Raw genomic sequence first — 23,673 nt, forward strand, 5'->3', positions numbered from 1 at the left:
AGTTGCCTTAATATGTTCAAAACTTATTTTTTGTTTTTCCTCGAATAACGAATCAATCTGTATCTTACTTTTTCAGCAAGCCCTAGGTAATTTGACTAAAAGTCGTTTGATTTATTCCGTTAACACTTTTTCAGTATAAGTATTAAATGAACGCCATATATTTATACTTTTAATCTTACATATATCTACTAAAAGATTGAAGTTTCATGAATACAATTCAAAACAAAAAACTATCAATTTAAGATTGGTATAAATGGTTTTATGATTTTTGTTAAATATACTTAAGTAATTTTATAAATGCTTGGAATACTGAGCAGTATTGGATTTTTGCTGCTGAATTGTAGTGTTTTTGTTGGTTTACTAAAAACTCATATTTGATCGCAGAAAATTAACTCATCTATCCCGCTTTTGTCACATTTGAAAAGTAAGAATCCATGTACTTGCGCAAATTAAAGTATATTTTTATTTACTTGAATAAAATCAGGTAAACATTGTATTGGGAAAAATCGTATTTAAGTTCGTTCAAATTTTTGTTTTTCAAATTCTTATCTAAATCAGTGGTAGTGGGGAAGTATGGCTGCGACCGAGGAAAAATCACAAACTAATACTTTAGTGGGTACCACCCTCAAGGATATCTTGAAAGGTTCTGGTGATGATGATTTACTCCAAGGTCTTGACGGTAACGATCTACTTATAGGTGATGACGGAGATGATACCCTCGAAGGTGGTAGTGGTAATGATGCCATTTTTGCAGGTGGTGGTGATGATTCCCTCGACGGTGGTGAAGGTGATGATAGCTTAAGTGGTGATGATGGAGGCGATATCCTCAAGGGTGGTAGCGGTGATGATGTTATTGTCGCTGGGGATGATGGCGATTTACTTATTGGATCTGAAGGTGCAGATCTCCTAAGTGGAGGTAAAGATGAAGATACTGCTAGCTATGAAAGTTCGAAATTAGGAGTTAGGGTTGATTTATCTACCGGTTTAGGAAGTGGAGGTGATGGCGAAGGCGATAAACTAAGTGGAATTGAAAACCTCATTGGCTCCGAACGAGAAGATACCCTCATAGGCGATCGCGATGATAATGTCCTTGAAGGTGGTAGAGGTGCTGACTTCATCAATGGTGGTTCGGGTAGTGATACGGCTAGCTATAAAAGCTCCGATTCTGGGGTTTCCATCAATCTCAAAATAATGACGAGTGCTGGTGGTGATGCACAGGGGGATAATTTAGCTGGGATTGAAAACCTGATTGGTTCGAGCCAAGCGGATAATTTAGTTGGGGATGATGGCGATAACATCCTTGAAGGTGGAGGTGGTGCTGATTCACTCGTAGGTGGTGAGGGTATCGATAGCGCTAGTTATAAGAGTTCTGAATCTGGGGTGTCCATCGACCTGGAGAAAATGACATTCGCTGGTGGTGATGCACAAGGTGATAATGCAGAAGGTGACAATTTAGTTGGGATTGAAAACCTCATCGGCTCGGGTAAAGAAGATAACCTGGTAGGCGATCGCGGTAATAATGCTTTGTTTGGTGAAGATGGGGATGATTCCATCTTTGGTGGATTGGGTGTAGATACCCTAGATGGTGGGGATGATGATGATTCACTTGTTGGTGGGGCAGGTAATGACGAACTAGACGGTGGTGATGATGACGATCTGCTGATTGGTGGAGTGGGAGAAGATACCATCGTTGGTGGTGATGGTGAAGATACAGCTAGTTATAAAGGTTCTAATTCAAGTGTAAAAGTTAACTTGTTAGCTGGAACTGGAAGCGGTGGTGATGCAAAAGGTGATGTCCTCAGTGAAATTGAGAATCTCCAAGGTTCGCAACAAGGTGATACTTTGGTCGGAAATGACAGCGAAAACATTATTGAAGGTGGAGCAGGTGGAGATACCTTAGATGGTGGTGCGGATGAAGATACAGCCAGTTACGAGCATTCAACCACTGGAGTTAAGGTTAACCTGGCTTTAGGGAGTGGAAGTGACGGAGACGCAGCAGGAGATAAGCTGTCAAATATTGAGAATCTCAAGGGTTCAAGTAACAGCGATATATTAATTGGCGATCGCGATCGCAATGTCATTGAGGGTGGAGATGGTGCTGACACAGTTGATGGTGGTGCTGGCGACGATATTCTTAAAGGTGGAGATGGTGCTGACTATCTTGTAGGTAGTGAAGGTAATGATACAGCGAGCTACGAAGATTCCAGCGCTGGAGTAACTGTTAATCTCTCTACCGGAATTGGAAATGATGGCGATGCTGAGGGTGACAACTTAAAAGAAGTTGAGAACCTAGTTGGTTCAGAGCAAGACGACCGTTTAATTGGTAATGATGACGCCAATATCTTTGCAGGTGGTGTTGGTGCAGATTTTCTGGATGGAGGTTTAGGTACTGATACCGCGACCTATGAAAATTCCGAGGATGGTGTTGAGGTAGACCTAACCGCAGAAGTGGGAAATCAAGGGGATGCACAAGGCGATAGATTAACAAACATCGAAAATATCATTGGCTCTGAAGATGAAGATAAACTGATTGGTAATGATGGTGATAATTCCTTCTTTGGTCGGGATGAAGAAGATGAATTACGCGGTAACGGTGGTGATGATTACTTAAGTGGTGGTAAAGATGACGATACATTATTTGGTGGTAGTGGCAAAGATACTCTCAAAGGTGATAGCGGTTCGGACACTTTGGAAGGTGGTAGTGACGGGGATGTAATTGACGGTGGTGCTGGAATTGATACGGTAAGTTATCGGGATTCCCAAAGCGTTAACATTAATCTTGCCACGGGTGTTGTTAGTGGTGGCGACGCTAATGGCGATAGCTTACTAAATATTGAAAATATCATTGGTTCTGGTGGGGAAGATATCCTCCGAGGCGATAGTCGTAATAATGTCCTTGAAGGTGGTGCAGGTGGCGATTTTTTAGATGGGGGTATTGGTAGTGATACAGCTAGTTACAAGAATTCGCAAGTTGGGGTAAATCTCAATCTTTCTGCTAATCGCTTTAGTGGAGGTGACGCTCAAGGCGATCATCGCTTGGTAAATATTGAAAATTTAAGTGGTTCGGAACAAGACGATATCATCGTAGGTGACGAGCATAAAAATACTCTGAGAGGTCTTGATGGTGCTGACCAGTTGCAAGGTAAAGGTGGTGATGACAAGATCTATGCCGGTGAGGGCAATGATACCTTAGAAGGTGGTAGTGGTAATGATGTCCTGGAAGGAAACGAAGATGACGATAAACTTTTTGGGAATGAGGGTAATGATGCTTTAGAAGGTGGTACCGGGAATGACACCATCGAAGGTGGCGTTGGTTTTGACTTATTGAGTGGAGAAGATGGAGACGATTTTCTAAAAGGTGGAGCAAGTAATGATACTCTCAAGGGCGGGAGTAAGAACGATAAATTATTTGGTGAAGCTGGAGCAGATCGTTTAAATGGGGGCTCAGAAAACGATTTTCTTGATGGCGGTTCTGGCAATGATTTACTTGTAGGTAATACTGGTGATGATACCATTGAAGGTGGTAGTGGTAATGATACTTTGGTTGGGGGAATCGACACCGATATCCTAACTGGCGGTGCAGATGCAGATATATTCCAATTCAAACAACGTAAGAACTCTAGCCTTGATCGGGGATTTGATCGCATCACCGACCTCCAAATCGGAATTGATACAATTGATGGACCCCAAGCAGTGTCAGCATCGGAAATAACGCAGTTGGGAAATGCGAACAGCTTAGATGCATCGGATATCAAAGCAGTTTTAACCAAAGATATATTTACTGAAAACAAAGCAGCAATTTTTACTTTGGGAAATCGGACATTCTTAGCTTTCAATGATGGTAATGCTGGATTTTCCGAAATAAATGATGGTGTAATTGAAATTACCGGCTATAAAGGCAAACTTTCAGAATTAGAAATTACTGATAGTAACACATCAAAATCAGAACCAGCGAAAGTAACCCGATCCAAACCAACAGCTTTCCCTCAAACTAACAAAAATATCAATCGAAGCAACTATTCCATTGACTTCACCAAATCAAAACCCAAAAGAATTTTGATTGATAATGCAAATGAAATTGATGATGCGATTGTGAAAGCAAAACCCGGTGATTCCCTGGTACTAAAAGATGGTATATATCGAGATTTAAGCGTCCATCTCAACCAACCTGGAATCGAATTTCGGGCTGAAACACCCGGAGGAGTAACCATAACTGGTAGCTCGGATATATATATTGAAGCTGACCATGTAAGTGTCTCCGGCTTTAAATTTGATCGAATTACAGATGACATGGCAGTCGTGCAATTTAGCGGCGCTCGTTACAGTAGACTGAGTAATAACGCTTTCTATGATTCTGGTAATGGCGTTAAGGATCATATTATCGATCTAGGCTCATCTTCCCAATATAACCGGGTAGATCGTAATTTGATGGTAGGGAATAAGTCTATCGGTATTGCTGTTGGGGGTACTCGAAAAATCAGTTCAAAAAGGGATAACATCGAGCAGTTGAATAATTGGTACAACCGCATCGAACGCAACTATCTCAAAGATGTCCCCTATCCCGGTGGTAGGGTTAATGGTAGAGAAGGAATTCAACTCGGTCAACTCAAAAATAGTGCTGATGCAGGTATCACGGGACGAACCATAGTAGAGTATAACCTGTTGGAAAATGTTGATTATGACCCTGAAGTTATTTCTGTTAAGACCAATGACAACATAATTCGATTTAACACCATCCGCGGTAGTAAAAATGGTGGATTAGTTGTTCGCGCTGGCGATGATAATTTGGTTGAAGGAAATTTTATCTTCGATGCTAAAGAAGGAATCCGGATTAATGGTACCAATACGAAAGTTATTAATAACCACATAGAAGGAACGAAAAGAGGTATTCGTTTTCGCTACGAACCCAGTAACGCCACAGTTGGGAATAATATCATTATCAATACTAGAAATGTTGGGATTACAGCAGAAATAGAACCAGATTTCCCTTGGAGTGCAAATATTTATAATAATATTTTACAAAGCGATAAGGGCATTTTATTTGATGGCTCCCTCAACCTAGGTGAAGTCTCTACCATTGGTAATATTATCCGTCCACAAGGTACAGCAAAATTAGGTTTATTACCGGGTAGATCGCCAGGGAGAAACATTTTTCAAAATAATTCCAAGCTCTTCAAATCCAACGAACTCGACCAGCACCATTCCAAAATATCTGCAATCGATGGAAGTATTTTTCAAGATTCAGATAATAATCAGACTCGAATTAATAATCGAAGCATATCCCCCATCCTCGTAGATAATAAACCACTTACTTCTAATAATGTGGGAGCATTTTGGACAACTGGTACGGGAGGTCAAAAACTATCTACCAACACAAGTAAATTTTTGTACGGAACTAGTAATAACGATTTTCTGAATGCTGCGCAAAGTAAGAGAAGGAATATTCTTTATGGTAAGGATGGAAATGATGACATCATTGTTGGTACTAACAACTTTGCTTTTGGCGGAAATGGAAACGACCTTTTAGAAGCACAGTTTGGTAGTGGGAGAAATCTACTCTTTGGTGGTAACGGGAACGACCAGATTACGGTGAGAAATCACGATCGTGCTTATGGAGGAGATGGAGACGACTTATTTAATGCCCAATATAGCATTGGTGGTAACTACATCCACGGCGGAAATGGAAATGACGAATTTCTCCTTGGTACTGGCGATCGGGTATTAGGTGGACGTGGAAGGGATCGCTTTTTTGCTTACTCCGGTGGTAATAATACTATTTCTGGCGGCGAAGGTGCTGATGAATTCTGGCTTGCGAATGGGGATATACCAGATTCACCAAACACAATTACTGATTTTCAAGTAGGAGTTGATGTATTAGTCAGCAGTGGATTAGGTCTAACCTTTAAGGATCTCAAATTTTTCCAGGAAAAGGGAAATACAACAATTGCGACCGAGAACACCAAGTTAATAATTTTGCAGGAAGTTGAAGCCCATACCCTAACTGAAAGTCATTTCATCTTCATGTAAGTAATTTTTCGTAAATCATCATTGCTAAAACAGAAATCCAGTGATTTTATATACTTGCATCGATTTACTTCTATATTTTTTTCTAGAATAAATAAATTCAGGAAAACGTATGTGAACTCAAAAGCTACCCATGTCACAAAATCTTTACTTAAACTAAATAAACAAAAATTTAGATTGAGTTTAAAGATTTATACGATAAATCAAAATTTTAATAAGAAGCTTACTCAAACCAATATCAACCAAAACACTTTGAAGTTTTTATTTTTGAAAACACTTTATTCATTTCATTAAGATTTATTTTTATTGTCAGTAGAAAAACATTTTTTATCTTAGAAAGGTGAAAATATTATACGTTAAGTGATAATTACTATTTGCATATAAAAGTCAGGAAATCCTGATATTTTCAGCAAAATAAACGCTAATTTTACAAAAAAAATGCTGATTTAATGCACCGATGTAGATAAAAAACAGTATCTAAATTTACAGAATATCTGCTGTCCGTAATGCAAATATCAATTGTTACCATTAGTATTTATTTGGTAATGAAAATGACTAAATAAGCTTGATTTGTCGTTCAAAGACGATTTTTAAAGAATTAGTTAAGGAGACTTAAAAGTTGTCAAAGTTACATAATAATAAATTTTTAAGATTTCTAGTGAAGTAACGTGATTCTATTGACTACTTAGTGGATTATTTGATTTTCTAACTTTAAAGAGTCTTTCGAACAAGCATCTGATAAACAACCGGGATCGAAAGCTAAATTTGTTGCCGCGTAACTTATGTTACTTAATTTCAAGTTGAAGTAAATATAACTAGCTGACTTGTATATACAATCTAGACAAGTTAGTAATCTAGATAGATTGAGTTAGCTATTTTGCTTCAAGTTTTTCTAAAAATAGAAAACTTCGGAGGATAAATGTTAAAAAAGACATCAAGAATCAGGTTGAATGGCAGAGATAAGCGATTGTTCCAGGGTATAAAGCGTTTATCTCCTGGTTGGCAAGCTTGTATCCCAATCGCTACAGTCATTGTATTGACATGGGGTTACGCAGCATCAGCCCAAACACCAGCAGGAGAAGCTGTAAGCCAAGAAGAATTTGCTAGCCTAAGAGTTGCAGTTGACACTCTTTGGGTAGCCCTGGCGGCGTTTTTAGTGTTCTTTATGAACGCAGGTTTTGGGATGTTAGAAACCGGTTTTTGCCGCCAAAAGAATGCTGTTAACATCCTCTCCAAAAACCTGATTGTATTTGCGCTTGCAACCATTGCTTTTTGGACGGTTGGTTTTGCCTTCATGTTTGGTGATGGGAATACTTTTATTGGTTTAAATGGCTTTTTATTGCAAGGTGCAGATAACAGCCCTTTGACTGGAGAAGCTTATAAAGGTGTATTTAGCGCTTTAAACTGGACAGGAATTCCTTTAGCGGCGAAATTCTTATTCCAACTAGCTTTTGCTGCAACCGCAGCAACTATCGTCTCTGGAGCAGTTGCGGAACGGATTAAGTTCGTTGACTTCTTAATTTTCAGTGTTTTGTTAGTTGGTGTTTCCTACGCTATCACCGGACATTGGGTCTGGGGTGGTGGTTGGTTATCTGGTTTGGGTTTTTGGGATTTTGCTGGTTCCACAGTCGTCCACTCAGTTGGTGGTTGGGCTGCTTTAATGGGTGCGATATTTCTTGGACCCCGGATCGGTAAGTTTCAGAATGGTAGACCCAGTGCGATCCCCGGTCATAATATGAGTATCGCGACTTTGGGTTGCTTAATTTTGTGGCTAGGTTGGTTTGGTTTTAACCCTGGTTCCACAATGGCTGCTGACGGTGCAGCAATTTCTCACATCGCTTTAACAACCAACATGGCTGCAGCAGCAGGTGGAGTAGCAGCAACAGCAACAGCTTGGTTTAGATCTGGTAAGCCAGACCTATCAATGATTATCAACGGTATTTTGGCTGGCTTAGTGGGAGTTACAGCTCCTTGTGCTTTCGTTAACTTAGGTGGTGCTTTCGCTATCGGGATCATCGCAGGTATTCTGGTAGTGTTTGCTGTTAGCTTCTTTGATAGCGTTAAGGTTGATGACCCCGTAGGTGCGATTTCCGTTCACTTAGTATGCGGTATTTGGGGTACCTTAGCGGTAGGTTTATTTGCAGTAGGTCCTGAAGTCTACTCTTGGTATGGTGATGGTGCTGGTCCTGCAGCAGGTTTATTTTACGGTGGTGGAGTTACCGCTCTGATTCCACAAATTATTGGTATTGCGGCTGTAGGTGCGTTCACTGTTGCTTTTAGTGCAGTTGTATGGGCTATCCTCAAAGCAACTTTAGGTATCCGCGTTACAGAAAAAGAAGAATTGGAAGGCTTGGATATCGGCGAACATGGGATGGAAGCTTACAGTGGATTCCTCAAAGAAACTATCCCAACTGGATTCTCTGATTCTGGTCGCCATGATGGTATGTCACAACCCGGAGAACCAAGCAGCCTGTAATTTTCTCAAAATAGCCTTGAATTGTTAGTTTCTTGAATTTTAATCTGAATTCGAATTCGAATTTCAACTAATATTAAGCCTCCTTTAGGGGGCATTTTTTATTGGTAATTTTGCGGAATACTACTGATATGATGTTATGTCTGCAAAAATTACCATTAATTTTAAAGCGGTGCGCTATATTTATGTTGAGTAAATTAATCATAAAAAAATTTTGTTTGTAATTGCGCTTTAGCACCAGCATGTCTATTAAGACACAGCACAATTACAAACCCTATCATAGGTATCCTACCGAAAATGATATTATGGCGTAGTGATAAAGATAATTTGGAAAAAATATTCTCTCGCACGCCATCGATCTGCTGGTGCGCTACAAAGTGGTGATAAAAATAGTCTAAAAAAACGCTCTTTTGCGGACCTAACAGACGTCACTTCAAATTCTACCTGTAAACATTTTCGTAGTGTTTGTGAGAATTTCTCCAAGCGTGAGGGGTTGTTCCATGGTGTTGACGAAACTGGCGAAAGAAATGAACGGTACAGTTATAGCCGACTTGAATTGCAATATCTTCAACTTTTAAATCAGTTTCTAAAAGTAAAGAACGTGCAGCAATCATACGACGTAAAATAATCCACCTTTGCACCGTTTGTCCGGTCAGATTTCGTACCAAATGAGTCAAGTAAGTCGGAGTATAACCAACTTCAACAGCTACATCGTTCAAAGTGATTGATTGATTATAATTAGCCTCAATGAACTCAAATACTTTACTTACTTGAGGAACTGAAGGAAAAATAGATTTCTGGGTAAGCTGTTTAGTCTTGGTATCTCTATCAAGTGACGAGTCTGTCAATACTTTGAACTTCTCGGTATAGAAGTTTTTGAGGACAGTTTGTCTCTCTAGACGAATAGCGATCGCCTTGAGCAAAGTCTCTAAAGTACAAGGTTTAATTAAATAGTCATCTGCTCCTAATTCCATCGCTTTACGGATGTCAGCCTTGCTGATGCTATTAGTGAGAAAAATGAATGGAATATGAAGGGTGGCAGATTTTTGACGCAGTATAGTTAAAATATTATAACCATCTATTTGAGGTATATTGATTTCACTAATAATTATATCGGGTAACTCTTCTTGTGCTTTTTGAATCGCAATAATACCATCTTTTGCACCTATGGGATAAAAACCCTTATCCTTGAGCTTCTTAACAAAAAGGTTTCTACTTAAGGTTTTATTGTCAATCACTAAAATTTTCTTCACTGTTTTACCCTTTAATAACAACCCCGATAAATCGAAAATTTCAAAGCATCACTTTGAGAAACAACAAATTGGGAACACAGCAAATTAATTTACAAAAAAATATGTACAGTGCAATGACTCTGATATGTATGTCTGAATAATTCTAATGTTGGTAAATAGACCAAATTCAATTGAGAAAAATCTAATGCACCAATTTAGGTATATTTAAAAATACCTGTGGGCAAATTATTTCATATTTTAGACAATTAGAATTAATGACCTAAATTAGTCATCAGCCATATTTGATGGAAAAGTAACCATGCATAAATTACAGTTTTGATAACTTAAGATTGTTCTTTAATTTGGTTTGCTAGAAAATAGTTTATTGGGAACTTAATATTAGTCATCAGCTTAAAATCAGTTTTTTACAGAAAACGAATAATATTATTTACATTTGTTAACAATATAAATTCAGGTTAATTTAGGAACTAAGATAAATAATTAAGTTGACTATTTTTTCAGTTTTTAGATTATCAAGATTTTGTTGTTTTTCACTATCATTCAATCTTTTATTTAGTTGTGATTTAATATTTTATCTCCCAGTGATTTGAATCACATATTAATGAAATCAAACTTTTCAAGACGTTGATGTAAATTTTAGCTTGGATTGTTTATTATCTAAATATAAACCTGGGAGTTAATTCCCAGGTTTAAAACAAATAACTAGTTAACTTGATAGGTATTAGCCATTTTTAAGCTTATCAATATTCTCTATATTATTCATAACGATTAGATCTTATATTTTCTCTTTGATAAGAAGTATTTGGTAGCTCCTCAGAAGATCTATCCGTACAAGATTCAGGATTAGTTGATTTTACAACAAAGTTTCTTGTGTCACGTTGTAAATCTTCAACCTTGATTTTTTGAGCTTTATCTTTATCTATTATTATCTTACCTACACTAAAATTTGAATCTACCTCAGTTAGTAGAATATCGCCAACCTTTTCTGTTTTTATATAGAGGATTCTTTCGGTCGCAGGATCCTCAATTAAGTTACCTTTACGTCCGATAGATAGTTTCAAGTTTTTGCAATATCCATGTATTTTTCCTTTATTAAGGATAACTTGACCTTTCTCTGCATCAGCAACGAGGGTTGGTTTTCTCAATAAGCAAGCTAGCTTGTTTGAATTGTTATTTAATTTATCAACAATCTGATTAATAGCATCTCCAGTTGCTAAAGCTGTTAACTTATTTGTAATACCATTAATATTTGAGTTAATAATATTCTCTGTTGTATCGCCACTAAGATTCATTCTTAATGTGATTGAATCTTGTTTTGTGCTATTCCAAGAATTGTCAGGATTGTTGTCATCGAAGTTATTGGTATTCTGTTTACTGATATCTACACTTATCTTAGGTATTGTGGTCTCACTAGTGTACGATTTACTGCTGTTACTACTACCTTCTACAGTAAAAATTACTTCACCAGTTGTCGTATCAATTACTCGAAAGTTCAATTTGATATAAACCTCATTTGTATCAGTTCTTTTTCCAAATCCTAAAAATTGTCTTTTGCTGTCTCCAGTAATATTAAACTTATTGATAGTTCCTATTAATACTGCTTCTATGCCATGTTTGTTGCGAATATCACGTAATTTGTCTAAAGTAACTACTTTTTGAGTTCCATTACTTATCCCTTGTCCCCCTTGAGGGAATACCTGAAAAGGTTTTACCTGACCCCAACTTACTACAGCAAAATTGTTGTCTTTAACTAACTCGCCTGCTAAAATATCGCTGTATCCTTGGAAAGGATATGTCTGTTTTCCTTGTTTAGTAGTAAAAGTAATATTATTTTCAAGATCAAAAATAGCAATTCTAACTTTGCGCTCAGCTCCTAAATTGAGATGAAATAAGTCTTTATTACTATCGCAAAATTTCAATCTTTTTGTTTCTTTCGCTTCAGCCGATCTAACACTACAAATACTAAAACCCAACGCAAAAACTGAAGCGATAATAGACGAAGTCACGCGACGAAACAGATGAGCATTCTTAACTGAATCGCTGAAAAAAATCATCTATTTTTCCTTATCAGGTTAAATATAGGTCAAGATCGCAAATTCTGAACTGAAACCCCAAAGCAAAATCTTGACTTAATACAGCAAAATAAATCACATAAGTGAACTCTTATTAAATGGTACACCATTTAATCAGTATATTCCCGATAAATCACTAAATTAGGTATAAAAAATCAAGTTATCAAACAAGTATATTTAAGAAAGCTAAACTACTGCTTAAAACAAAATACTTATTATCGATTCAGAAAATATTTGCGATTCCTTAGTTCCACTCGTTCGCAGCAAAGCTGCGAGCGATCACTTTGTTAATGCAATATTACCAATCACCAATTGACAATTAGCCATTACCCATTACCAACCGACACAAAAAACCATAAATTTACAACTCGATCGCATAGCAGGCACAATACAATTAAATGACTGAGCGGAGTTTTGTAAATCTTGAGTGTCCTATCTTCTGAATTTCCGGTAATTAACGCCCTGAAAAAACCTACAAGTGATGCGTGGGTAGAACAAGCAATATCCAACCTAGATATAATACTTCTCGATCACTCTCAATGCGAACGTAAAGCAGCAGGATCTGCATTGAATCTGATGTTTCGCTATCCTTCCAATGCAAAAATGGTAAGGGAGTTAACCAAAATAGCTAAAGAGGAGTTGGAACACTTCGAACAGGTCAATCAATGGTTAGATCGTCGAAATATTCCTCTACGTCATTTGACACCACCACCCTACGGTGCAGCTTTAAAAGCTAATCTTCGTCCCCAAGAACCCAACCGATTTTTAGACGCTTTACTTGCTAGCGGTTTAATTGAAGCTCGTTCCCACGAACGTTTGGGGCTATTAGCAACCCATTGTCCGGAACCAGAATTAGCCAAATTTTATCGCGGTTTAATGGCGTCAGAAGCACGACATTTTGGAACTTTTTGGGTCTTAGCAGATACTTATTTTGACCGTGAAGTTGTCATGGAGCGATTGGATGAATTGGCTGAAATAGAAAGCGAGTTACTAGTCAATTTGTATCCAGAACCGAGAATTCATAGTTAGATTTTTATTTATGGGTAATTGGTAATTGGTAATTGGTAATTGGTAATGGTTAATTGGTAATGGGTGTTAGTAATTAAAATAAATATTGTAGAGATGTTGTAGAATCTACGGCGTTGACGTTAGCTTCTGTAACATCTTTACAGGACTAATCCATTCATAAATCAAAATAAAATTACTATATTGTTCTGCAAATTAATTTTAAAATCGAAATATAGCACTACGTAACAACGTTAGGACATTACTAAATCCTATTTATCGTAGATACGCTAAAAGCTTTGAATTGTAAGCTTTTTGTCGCCCTAAGGGCGCGGTCTGTTTTTACTTGCGCGTAGCGCTATATCTACCCGATTTCTAATATATTGGGTTCTTTATTGGGGATTGGGGAAATGACAATTAAAAGTCAATACAAAGATTTTTTAATTAGAGATTGGCAAATAAAAGACCGGACTGTTGCAGCGGAACTCATACACTCTGTATTGTCTGAGTATGGTTTGGGTTGGGAACCCAAGGGTGCAGATAGAGACGTATTGCAAGTGGAAGAGTGTTACTTGCACAATGGAGGCGAATTTTGGGTAATCGAACACCAAAAAGAATTAGTTGGTACTGCAGCATATTACCCGATAAAGCGCGGCAAAAATAGTGTTGAAATTCGCAAAATGTATCTTTTGCCACAAGCAAGGGGCTGTGGATTAGGAAAATATTTGTTACAACAGTTAGAAGCTGCAATTATTAGCCGTGGCTTTGAAGAAATTTGGATTGAAACTGCTAGCATTCTAGCAGAAGCTGTCAAATTGTACGAAGGTTATGGCTATAAACCTGCAGCTGGAGTAGAAACAGAAAGATGCGATCGCGTTTACCTTAAATCATTTAATTCGATTTATTAAAATAAATCCCGAATTTATTTAAAGTTACATATTTAGTTTCGTAGAGTGCTTTATGCGTAAATCATAATGGATAATAATCGCGTTCAATAATACAAGATAACTTATTTATCAAGGTTAATTTATTTAATTTCTTTTTAAGAAATAACAGATAAATTTTAATATTTTGAATTTAAAAATATTTGAATCAAATGCAAGCTTTTAAAAATTATCTCAAAGCCTTACTAAATTCTTTTTTAGAATCTAATTGCCCTTTATGTGAGCGCCCAAGCTCAAATTTATTATGTAAATACTGTACGAGACAATTAGATAAATGTGCCATTCCCGAACCAAGTTCTTTATGGCAAAAACCTGTACCAGTATTTGCTTGGGGGAGATATGGTGGTGTATTAAAGCGAGCGATCGCAACGATGAAATACAACGATCATCCAGAAATCGCAATTCTTTTGGGTCAACTATTAGGAGAAGCATGGTTGTTGAATACTCCATCACCAGAATATAAACCTATTCTTGTTCCAATTCCTCTACATCCATACAAACAAAAACAAAGAGGTTTTAATCAAGCGGCTCTAATTGCAAAAGGTTTCTGTGAAATAACTGGACTCAAAGTAAAAGCAAAAGGTTTAAAAAGAGTAAGAGAAACTGAGGCACAACATAGCTTATCAAGTTCAGACAGGAGTGAAAATCTAGCTGAAGCTTTCTCTATTGGACAGGATTTATATAAGCCTCCACGACAGCCGGTATTGTTAGTAGATGATATATATACCACAGGTGCAACTGCTAAATCTGCAATCCAAACACTTAGAAACTCCCAAATTTCTGTTTTGGGAATAGCAGCTTGTGCTGCGGCTCTGAAGACTAGTTAGCTATAGGTTTCAAGATATAGGTTTCAATTAAAATTTAGTTAAAAGTTAAATGTAAATTTAAATTTAGGTTTAGATTTAACTTTATGTTCAGATTTCCTAGGCAGGAGATACCAATAAAAACTATAATTAACCAGATTATCTTATACATATTTGATATTTCTGTGGAAAAACTGTTTGGGGTAAAAAGTGAGGCTTTGGGGATGGGTATTCAGAAAGTTGCATTCATCCCAGCTGTACTGACAATAATTGTAACGAGTATAACTTCAGCTTCCGCTCAGCAAGTTAAGTTGTATAATCCAATTCCCTTGACTACCGGAAATCAAGTGTCTGATTCGCTCTCAGATAAAGATATTCCCACAGGTCAAGGTGGATTTGCTCGTGATTATTTAGTGCAACTAAGAAAAGGTGATAATCTGGCGATAGACCTTTCCTCCGATAGCTTTGACAGTATTATCACTTTACTCTCTCCCAACGGTTCTACGGTTGCAGAAAACGATGATGGACCTGATGGTAGTAGTAATTCCCTTTTATTTACCCGTATTACAAAAACCGGAACCTATATCGTTCGCGTTCGTTCTTTTGGTGAAACTGGAGGTGGAACTTATAAATTAAGGGTAACGCGATTAAAGCCCGTTAAGTAATTATATTTTATTCATTATTCATTAGTCATTAGCCATCGCCTATTAAGAATTACAACCAGTAAGTCAGAAAATATCCTAGAAAAATTAAGAACTAAGTAAAAATTGTCAACACAGATAATGTTAAAGCTTCTGTCCATTCGACAACTGCACCGTAAGTATCCCCGGTATGTCCGCCCAGTTTGCGATCGAACCAAGCGCTAACGAATGTGGCGATAGCACTTCCTGCAACAGTCATTACCAGCGCTAGGACTAAGCTTTCCTGTTCTAGAACAATTGATAAAAAACCTGTCATTGAAATGAGTACACATCCGGGAATTAAATCCCAATAGGATCCAAATGCTTCTTTATGAATAGCTCCCTTACCAGTTGGTTTCAGATAAGGATAAAATACAATGGCAATTTGTTGCCCCCATCTTCCCCAACCACAGGCTACCATTAAACACAACCAACGAAATTTTTGTATATCTATCAATGCAGACGTCTTAATTAGTATGATGACAATAGCAGCCATTGCCCCAAAAGCTCCAGTGGCACTATCCGCCATAACTTCCAAGCGTTTTTGTGGGTCTCCAACTGCTAATCCATCCGCCGTATCCATTACTCCGTCCAGATGCAAACCTCCAGTAACCGCGATCCATGCTGCTATGACCAAAGCACTCCGAGTAAACACTGGTACACCAACATGATTCATCCCTATGTCCAGTATTCCCAAAATTCCTCCAATTATTAATCCTATAACTGGAGCTATTTTTGCCACTCTGCTAAATTCCAAACCAGAAACATATGGCAAAGGGATAGAAGTGTAAAAAATAATTCCTGTGATCGCTTGAAATACTAGTGATTTCCACCACTGAACCTGGTCTTGCATTTTGGTAAGATTGATTAAATGTAAACACTGAATGAGATTTGAGATATAAAAAATGATGCTTCAAAGTCTGGCAAAATTACTAGTGTTATTTATTAAAGCTTTAAATAAGATTGACTAGTTACATAAATCCACTGAGAAAAACTTTGTTATGCTGGTTGCAGTGACATTAAACCTCAAGGTATAAAACAAAACTATTTTGTGCGCATTGGAGTGAAATATTTGGTAGTTAAATTAGTAAACATATATCAAGCGTGAATGGGAGTTTTTCATGTATCATCCTCCAGTAAAAGACTAATTTTATGTTTGCCGTATTACTGCTCTCCGAGATTGATTATTATTTAAATGCTACGAATTTTAATAAGGCTGTAAACTTTAATGTTGAGCTGTGTAATAATTCGCCAAAAGTTGATTCCCTATTTAATATTTAATATATGACTTACCATCTACCTGAAGCTAAGATGCCAGCTCCTTGCATAGTTAACACAGGCACCATTGTGAACAAACTTGACATGCAACGATTGCTTAATGATTTGGGTCACGTACGCTACGCGTATACCCGAGAAGGTACGCTGCAAAGCGAAGGTGAAGGCGATGTAATGGAAGTATTTGCAAATCCCCAACGTTCGACCCTAGTAGCTAACCATGCTTTATACCTTAATGTCCATAGTTTTGATCTTCTGGAATTAAAAGAGTCTCCAGAAAAAGAAACTTATTTTGATTTGGTACAGGAAGGAAGCTGCTTGCGTTTAATTCCCCTTTCTACACCCATGGAAGAAAGACGGGAACGTTCCCTCAACTCCAGTGCAATCGAAGTTGTCATGGAGCAGTTGCTATGTGCAAAATGGGATGCAGAGTTTGATGATGACAATTGCGATTTATTCTAATGTGCCTCAATAAGAATGTGCTTTAATAAGGTGAATTGTAAAACCGAAGAATTTTCAGTTTCCAAGATATTTTGAGCACAAACTTTTCTTTCGAGTACATTACTGGCTGTAGCCAGACGAAAGCTAGGGTAGGGGTCTTTCATACACCCCATGGAGCTGTTGAAACTCCAAGATTCATGCCTGTAGGAACTCTAGCAAATGTTAAGACGTTAACTCCGGCTCAATTAAGAGATACGGGCGCACAGATGATATTATCCAATACTTATCATCTACACTTACAGCCCGGTGAAGGGATTGTCGCTGGTGGTGGAGGTTTACATAAATTCATGGGCTGGGATGGTCCTATTCTTACCGACTCCGGTGGGTTTCAAGTGTTCAGTCTCAGCGAAATGCGAAAAATTAGCGAACGAGGTGTTAAGTTCCGCTCTCCCCATGATGGACAAATTATTGAACTAACGCCAGAACGTTCGATCGAGATTCAGAATACTTTAGGAGCTGACATCATTATGGCATTTGATGAGTGTCCTCCTTACCCTGTAAGTCGTGAAGAAGTTGAAACAGCGACGGAACGTACCTATCGCTGGTTATTACGTTGTATAGAAACTCACAAGCGACCCGAGCAAGCTTTATTTGGTATTGTACAGGGAGGAATCTATTCAGATTTACGTTCCCGAGCGGCTAATGCATTAACTGAGTTGGATTTACCTGGTTATGCAATTGGTGGAGTTAGTGTTGGAGAAGAACCTGAATTGATTCACGAAATTGTTCGGGTAACAGCTCCTTTATTACCTGTAAATAAGCCCCGTTATTTAATGGGTGTAGGAACCTATCGGGAAATTGCAATTGCGATCGCAGCAGGGATAGATTTATTTGATTGTGTTATTCCTACTCGATGGGCGCGACATGGTACTGCGATGGTGCGAGGGGAACGCTGGAATCTGAAAAATGCCAGATTTCGAGAAGATTTTCAACCTTTAGATGCAGATTGTCCTTGTTATACTTGCAAAAATTTTACACGCGCTTATATATCTCACCTAGTTAGATCGCAAGAGATTCTAGCTTATACATTGCTGAGCATACATAATATTACTGAAATTATTCACTTTACTCAAAAGATACGGCAAAGCATATTGCAGGGTTCTTTTGCTACAGATTTTGCTCGTTGGCTAAATACTGATAATTCTGTTGAACTGGAGCACGGGTAACTGGTAATTGGTAACTGGTAATTGGTAATTGGTAATTGGTAATTGGTAACTGGTAATTCTTCACTCATTACTTCTTACTCCTTACTTCTTCTTTCAGCTTCTTATACCTGATGGAGTCTAAAGCATGTTAAGATACATCTCAATTATGAATATGAAAATCCTGTTCAATTAGGTGGATATAAACAAAAATGGAAGCTGTACTATTTTTAGCAGACTTACCGGAAGCTTATCAAATTTTTGACCCATTGGTAGACGTTCTCCCAATTATTCCTGTATTCTTCTTACTTCTTGCTTTTGTATGGCAAGCTGCAGTGGGTTTTAGATAATTTAATTTCTTGTTTGATATCTTTCAGACAGGCAATGTGCCTGTCTTATTTTTTAGATTTTTTTGTTAAGAGATATTTTGTAACTCAGTTAATTTAAAATAATTTGATAATTATTAATACTTTGTAATAAATTACAATAATAATTTAGGTTGTTGATTTAGCAATCGACAAATATGAGCTTTACAAGGTAATTTACATTTCTAGAGGTATAAATTATGGGTGGTATAAGGTTCGTCAAAGAAGACAAAGAAGTAGTCGCTGCAACCGGAGCAAACTTACGCCTCAAAGCAATGGAAAACAGCGTTGACATATATAAGATGTGGGGCAAGATGATGAATTGCGGTGGATACGGTCAGTGTGGAACTTGTGCCGTAGAAATAGTTTCAGGAATGGAAAATCTTTCTCCACGCACTGATGCTGAGAATAAGCTATTGAAGAAAAAACCAGACAATTATCGCCTTGCTTGTCAAACTTTAGTTAATGGACCTGTTGAGGTCATTACTAAACCATAATGCCTACTATTTTTTGCTGAAAGTCCTTACATAGACCGAGAAGTCTTGTGTAATGGTATCCTAAAAATATTACGGTTTACTGGTAACTAGTAGCTGTTAGCAAAGCGTTAGCAAGGCTGGGCGTAAGCACAGACACATCAGTGTCTACAGCACATTAACTGTAGTCCGTAAGGGCATGGTGGTTAGAGCTAGCGTAACGTTAGTCTACGCCATTAACCGGTCTCTGATCGTTGCAACTGTTAAATAAAGGGTTTTAAGGTATGCAGACTAATGACTTGGGGTTTGTGGCTAGCATTTTATTTGTGCTAGTTCCATCTGTCTTTTTAATACTTCTTTACACTGTAACTGTTAGCCGTGAAGGTAACAAATAAAGTTAATACTTTTTTGATTTTTGTGCCTGATTTTTTAATTTAAATTTTGTTTCAAAATAAGGAATCCCTACACCATAGGTGTAGGGTTTTGTTTATCAACCGCTAAATATATATTGGCTTTAATCTGATGATGTACGTGCCAACAAAACAGGACAAGAAGCGTTAACGCGAACATAGTCAGACAAAGATGAACCAAAAAGTCTATCTAAGTCAACAAAGCTTTTTGCAATTGAAGGGCGTCTGTCTGGTGAACCCATAAGTAAGATATCGGCATTCCAGTCATTCGCTAACCGACAAATTTCTTGACCTAGTCTGCCAGTGCTAGTAAGGTACCCTTGCTGACCTTCGCTACCGCTACTAAGAATGCAACGAGGTTCTACACCGTATTTACGGGCGATCGCAGCAGCTTCAGCCAATGCTGGATTTGATTCTGGCTTGAGGTTTGGTACATCTTCACTTCTTTTACCAAGCCATTCAGTGTTTATGTTAACTAGAATTAATTCTATTGTGCTCTGAACATCTTTCAAAAAGAATAATGCCAAATTCAAGCAAGTTTTAGCAGCTTCAGATCCATCGATCGCCACCATAATCCTTTTAACTCTTTTAACATAGATGTCATCTTTTACCAATAGCATCGGACGAGATGACAGTTGAAACACATATTGGCTAACTGAATTTGCCAAAATTGATTCCAGTCGTTTTAGTCCTCTCGAACCCATAATTACTAGATCTGCATCAATTTCTTGGGCTACTTGACCGACAACATCTTTTGGTTCTCCTTGGCGAAGAACCGAGGAAATTAGTGTGGGATTGAGCCTCAGGGACTGAATGGTATTGGCAAGAATTTTGCCACCTTCTTCCCATTTTTGGGTCATGGTTTCAGCTGTTGTTTGGGGAGGAACAACGTGTAAAACCGTGATTTTTGTTCTTTGCAGTGATGGAAGTTCCATCAAGGTTTTGAGCATTTCTTCCGCATTTCCGGATCCGGAAACAGCCAGTAAAATGTTTTCTATCATTTTGAATCCCGCGATCTAAATTGCTTTGGTATTTGCCGATGGTGCACGAATCAGCTTTGGCTTTTACTGCCTTGCTCAAAACATAGAAAAGCTTTATGGTGCAATTAATTATGGTGCAAATTAATCTTCCACAAGCTTTATCGAGTATTTTTGAGCATAATTGACACGATTTATGCCCATTATCCTCTCAATTGCCTGTTTACACCTAATAATTGAAATTTTTCAATTTTAGCTTTGCTTACACCATCCAGCATACTCCAATTTTTTATTGAGTAAACTTCAAAAATTATGATTTAGGTGAGTATCATTAGTCTATGTTTATGTATCGAAAAATATACTTATTTAAACAAACAAAAAGAAGAGTGGAGAAAAAATTATTTTATTATTAATTACCTGAATTTCAGCAATTAGAAAAGATTATGAATTAAAAAAAATATGAGTTTTAGATTTCTAACTGAAAACTGAAAACTCATATTTTTAAATGTTTATATTTAAACAGAATTGTTCAAACTAAGTTGCTGAAATCAATGCATTAACCTACGCTTGCTAAACCGTTATGTCTGAGTAAAGGTTCAGTACTTGGTTGGCGTCCCCGGAAAGATTCAAATACTTCCATGGGGTGCTTGCTTCCACCGAGTGCTAATATGGTTTCGCGGTAACGCTTACCTGTAGTTTTTACGGAAACTTCATCATTTAAACCTGCTTCCTCAAATGCAGCAAATGCGTCAGCACTCAAGACTTCAGCCCATTTATAACTGTAGTATCCCGCCGCATATCCACCAGCAAATATATGACCGAATGCACATAAAAATGCATCTTCGGGTAAAGGTGGTAGAACAGTGGTGGTCTGAGCAACTCGAGAACGGACATCCCAAGGAGTTTCGTTACCACCTGGTTGATAGCGGTGATGTAGTTCAATATCCAGGATGCTGAAGTGAATTTGTCTGAGCATACCACTACCACTCATGTAGTTTTTGGCTGCTAATAGTTTTTGATAGTATTCTTCTGGCAGTACTTCACCTGTTTGGTAATGTTTCGCCATCCCCATCAAGGTTGGTCGGTCATAACACCAGTTTTCCATAAATTGACTGGGTAATTCTACTGCATCCCATTCAACGTTATTGATACCTGCAGCAGCAGAGTAATTTACCTTCGTCAACATATGTTGCAAGCCATGACCAAATTCATGGAATAAGGTTTCTACTTCATAGAAAGTCATTAAACTGGGTTTATCGTCAACTGGAGGGGTTTGGTTACATACCAAATATGCGACTGGTAATTGGATGTGATTATCCCCATCTTGGGCGATCTGGCGACGGTTAATACAGGTATCCATCCATGCACCACCACGTTTTTCTGCAGGACGACTATAGGGGTCCAAATAAAAGTAAGCGATCGCTGTACCTGTTTCATCAGAAATCTGGAAATAACGAACATCTTTGTGCCAAACTGGAGCTTTTCCATCTGCTGGAGTGACCGTAACCCCAAAGAGTCGTTTAACTAACCCAAACAAACCATCAAGAACTTGGGGGAGGGGAAAATAAGGACGTAGTTCTTCTTGGGTAAAAGCAAATTTTTCTTCCCTTTGTCGTTCCGACCAAAAACTGATATCCCAATGTTTTAAATCGTCAGCTTCTTCTGCTCCTTTGCTCGCTGCAAAAGCTTTAAGTTCTTGAAGTTCCTTAACTGCAGCATCGTAACTAGCACCGCGTAGCTCTTCTAAAAGTTTGTCTACAGCTTCCACATTAGGAGCCATTTTACTTGCCAGACTTACCGCAGCATAGGTTGGATAACCCAATAACTGTGCTAATTCCTGACGCAGCACTAAAATTTTATCAATTATGGGTTTATTATCTAACTCACCAACAGTTGCGCGACTAATAAAAGCTTTATAAGCTTTTTCCCGCAAATCGCGGCGTTTGCTGTGTTGGATGAAAGGACCATAGCTGGGTATATCTAAAGTTAAGCGCCAAGGTCCATTTTCTGGAGTAGCTGCAGTTTCTCCTGCATCTCGTGCTGCTTGTGCTCCTAAACTCAACCAACTAGGAGGTAAACCTTGTACCTTTTCTTTAGTGGTTAAAGTTAAACTAAAAGCCTTTGTCGCATCTAATACATGATTAGAAAATTTGGTGGATAATTCCGCCATTTCCATTTGAATCTGATTAAATCGCTGTCGCGCTTCACCTTGCAAACCGACACCGGAAAGTTCGGCGTCCCGGACTGCAGATTCCACAATCCGCTGTTGGGCTGGATCTAAAGTATTCCAGGTTTCACCGGTGCGAATTTGTTTAAAAGCATTGTAAATGGGTTGACTTTGACTCAGGCGGTTAGAAAACTGAATTACATGGGGTTGCACAGCTTCATAAGCTTGACGCAGTTCGGGGCTATTTTGCACGCCCATCAAATGACTAACAACACCCCAACTCCAAGTGAGACCTTCGGTAATTTCTTCAAGGGGCTCAACTAAAGCCTGCCAGTTTGGTTCAATGTTAGTTTCTAAAATATTAGTTTCTAGAGTTGTTAATTGTGTGTCTAGGTCTTTTAACAATATCTCAAGTGCAGGTTCAACCTGTTCGGGTTTAATTTCTGTAAATGGGGGCAAACCAGAACCTTTAAGTAAAGGATTATTAGAAATATTTGTATTTTCGGCCATTTGTGTGTGAGTAATAATTTTTGTGTGTGAGTAATAATTAAATTATTGAATAATAGCAAATTTAAGTTCTATTTTTAAAACTTATTTATTCCTTGATATTGAGACCAAATCGTCTCAGTTGTGTAGTTATTATGGTAGTCACTATGATATTTGGAATTTTTGGAGATGTTGTTCAAGATGTTACCGGTGTCGCAAGAGAAGTAGTCCCAATTACGGAGGAATTTCTTAACCAGACTGTTCGAGTTTTGAGGGGACAAAACATTAGTGAGAGTATTTATATAAGCCTGTCAAGATTAGATAAACGCAGCCCAGGTACAATTCAAACTGCAAGCAAAGTACTAGAAAGAACAAGTAAAGTACTGAATTCCGTACTTAAAACTACACCAAAAGGAACGCCTTTAAGGAAACAAACTATTAAAACGCTAAGTGCTTTTGCAAACTTAAATAAAGAATACAGACAATATTTAAATAATAAGGGTCTGTTCCGATTTATTGACGGTTTACAGGCAAGGAGTGCACTGAAAAAATTTAACAAGGAATTCGATATTTTATTAAAAGAAGCTGGTCTTCCCGTACCATTAATTCCTGGAAGTTAGATA

The 23,673-nt window shown here is 37.8% G+C and carries 18 protein-coding genes; 12 read left to right on the forward strand and 6 right to left on the reverse strand.

Features of this window, described 5'->3' with window-relative positions:
- Window positions 1-573 precede the first annotated feature (573 nt).
- The gene (locus tag BC008_RS06310) at window positions 574-6,027 is read left to right on the forward strand and encodes a chondroitinase-B domain-containing protein (protein WP_027844936.1); all 5,454 of its coding nucleotides are present in this window, start codon (window positions 574-576) and stop codon (window positions 6,025-6,027) included.
- A 916-nt stretch (window positions 6,028-6,943) separates the two neighbouring features.
- Window positions 6,944-8,500 (forward strand): ammonium transporter, encoded by a 1,557-nt coding sequence (locus BC008_RS06315; RefSeq protein WP_036266792.1) that lies wholly within the window; start codon window positions 6,944-6,946, stop codon window positions 8,498-8,500.
- A gap of 437 nt (window positions 8,501-8,937) precedes the next feature.
- Here the strand turns inward: BC008_RS06315 and BC008_RS06320 are convergent, their stop codons facing one another.
- Window positions 8,938-9,750, reverse strand: coding sequence for a helix-turn-helix domain-containing protein (locus BC008_RS06320; protein WP_027844935.1), 813 nt, complete (start codon window positions 9,748-9,750; stop codon window positions 8,938-8,940).
- A 755-nt stretch (window positions 9,751-10,505) separates the two neighbouring features.
- On the reverse strand, window positions 10,506-11,804 hold the full coding sequence (locus BC008_RS06325) for a CsgG/HfaB family protein (RefSeq protein ID WP_027844934.1): 1,299 nt from the start codon (window positions 11,802-11,804) through the stop codon (window positions 10,506-10,508).
- 441 nt (window positions 11,805-12,245) lie between these two features.
- On the opposite strand from BC008_RS06325, the gene miaE reads away from it, so the two are divergent.
- The 4 genes from miaE to BC008_RS06345 all read left to right on the forward strand — a co-directional run bounded on the left by miaE (window position 12,246) and on the right by BC008_RS06345 (window position 15,239).
- Window positions 12,246-12,851: a tRNA-(ms[2]io[6]A)-hydroxylase gene (miaE, locus tag BC008_RS06330; protein WP_027844933.1), complete on the forward strand. Its 606-nt coding sequence runs from the start codon at window positions 12,246-12,248 to the stop codon at window positions 12,849-12,851.
- 392 nt (window positions 12,852-13,243) lie between these two features.
- Window positions 13,244-13,735 carry a GNAT family N-acetyltransferase gene (locus BC008_RS06335; protein ID WP_027846370.1) on the forward strand — a complete coding sequence of 164 codons (492 nt, stop codon included), beginning with the start codon at window positions 13,244-13,246 and terminating at the stop codon, window positions 13,733-13,735.
- A gap of 188 nt (window positions 13,736-13,923) precedes the next feature.
- A complete protein-coding gene (locus BC008_RS06340; RefSeq protein ID WP_027846369.1) occupies window positions 13,924-14,598 on the forward strand; it encodes a ComF family protein in 675 nt (224 codons plus the stop codon).
- A gap of 200 nt (window positions 14,599-14,798) precedes the next feature.
- Window positions 14,799-15,239, forward strand: coding sequence for a PPC domain-containing protein (locus BC008_RS06345; RefSeq protein WP_036268374.1), 441 nt, complete (start codon window positions 14,799-14,801; stop codon window positions 15,237-15,239).
- Between the two features lie 91 nt (window positions 15,240-15,330).
- Here BC008_RS06345 and cobS read toward each other — a convergent pair whose 3' ends face one another.
- Window positions 15,331-16,107 (reverse strand): adenosylcobinamide-GDP ribazoletransferase, encoded by a 777-nt coding sequence (gene cobS / locus BC008_RS06350; protein ID WP_027846367.1) that lies wholly within the window; start codon window positions 16,105-16,107, stop codon window positions 15,331-15,333.
- 431 nt (window positions 16,108-16,538) lie between these two features.
- On the opposite strand from cobS, the gene BC008_RS06355 reads away from it, so the two are divergent.
- Window positions 16,539-16,991 (forward strand): hypothetical protein, encoded by a 453-nt coding sequence (locus BC008_RS06355; RefSeq protein WP_027846366.1) that lies wholly within the window; start codon window positions 16,539-16,541, stop codon window positions 16,989-16,991.
- Here BC008_RS06355 and BC008_RS50355 read toward each other — a convergent pair.
- Window positions 16,988-17,134, reverse strand: a complete 147-nt coding sequence (locus BC008_RS50355) for a hypothetical protein (protein WP_201026086.1) — start codon at window positions 17,132-17,134, stop codon at window positions 16,988-16,990. The genes BC008_RS06355 and BC008_RS50355 overlap by 4 nt on opposite strands.
- On the opposite strand from BC008_RS50355, the gene tgt reads away from it, so the two are divergent.
- The 4 genes from tgt (at window position 17,090) to psbM (ending at window position 19,405) form a co-directional block, all read left to right on the forward strand.
- On the forward strand, window positions 17,090-18,196 hold the full coding sequence (gene tgt / locus BC008_RS06360) for a tRNA guanosine(34) transglycosylase Tgt (protein WP_235595806.1): 1,107 nt from the start codon (window positions 17,090-17,092) through the stop codon (window positions 18,194-18,196). The two genes, BC008_RS50355 and tgt, sit on opposite strands and share 45 nt — an antisense overlap.
- A gap of 188 nt (window positions 18,197-18,384) precedes the next feature.
- On the forward strand, window positions 18,385-18,522 hold the full coding sequence (locus tag BC008_RS45690) for a photosystem II reaction center protein K (RefSeq protein ID WP_063800747.1): 138 nt from the start codon (window positions 18,385-18,387) through the stop codon (window positions 18,520-18,522).
- A gap of 215 nt (window positions 18,523-18,737) precedes the next feature.
- Window positions 18,738-19,034, forward strand: coding sequence for a 2Fe-2S iron-sulfur cluster-binding protein (locus BC008_RS06365; protein ID WP_027845148.1), 297 nt, complete (start codon window positions 18,738-18,740; stop codon window positions 19,032-19,034).
- Between the two features lie 260 nt (window positions 19,035-19,294).
- Window positions 19,295-19,405 (forward strand): photosystem II reaction center protein PsbM, encoded by a 111-nt coding sequence (gene psbM / locus BC008_RS46145; RefSeq protein WP_072207695.1) that lies wholly within the window; start codon window positions 19,295-19,297, stop codon window positions 19,403-19,405.
- A 119-nt stretch (window positions 19,406-19,524) separates the two neighbouring features.
- Here psbM and BC008_RS06370 read toward each other — a convergent pair whose 3' ends face one another.
- Together BC008_RS06370 and BC008_RS06375 are read right to left on the reverse strand one after the other, a co-directional pair.
- On the reverse strand, window positions 19,525-20,421 hold the full coding sequence (locus BC008_RS06370; protein WP_027845149.1) for a universal stress protein: 897 nt from the start codon (window positions 20,419-20,421) through the stop codon (window positions 19,525-19,527).
- Window positions 20,422-20,953: 532 nt separating this feature from the next.
- Window positions 20,954-23,074, reverse strand: a complete 2,121-nt coding sequence (locus BC008_RS06375; protein ID WP_027845150.1) for a M3 family metallopeptidase — start codon at window positions 23,072-23,074, stop codon at window positions 20,954-20,956.
- A gap of 143 nt (window positions 23,075-23,217) precedes the next feature.
- Here BC008_RS06375 and BC008_RS06380 point away from each other — a divergent pair, with 143 nt between their 5' ends.
- A complete protein-coding gene (locus BC008_RS06380) occupies window positions 23,218-23,670 on the forward strand; it encodes a hypothetical protein (RefSeq protein ID WP_153009535.1) in 453 nt (150 codons plus the stop codon).
- Window positions 23,671-23,673 lie beyond the last annotated feature (3 nt).

This window comes from Mastigocoleus testarum BC008 (assembly GCF_001456025.1).
Taxonomy (GTDB): Bacteria; Cyanobacteriota; Cyanobacteriia; order Cyanobacteriales; family Nostocaceae; genus Mastigocoleus; species Mastigocoleus testarum.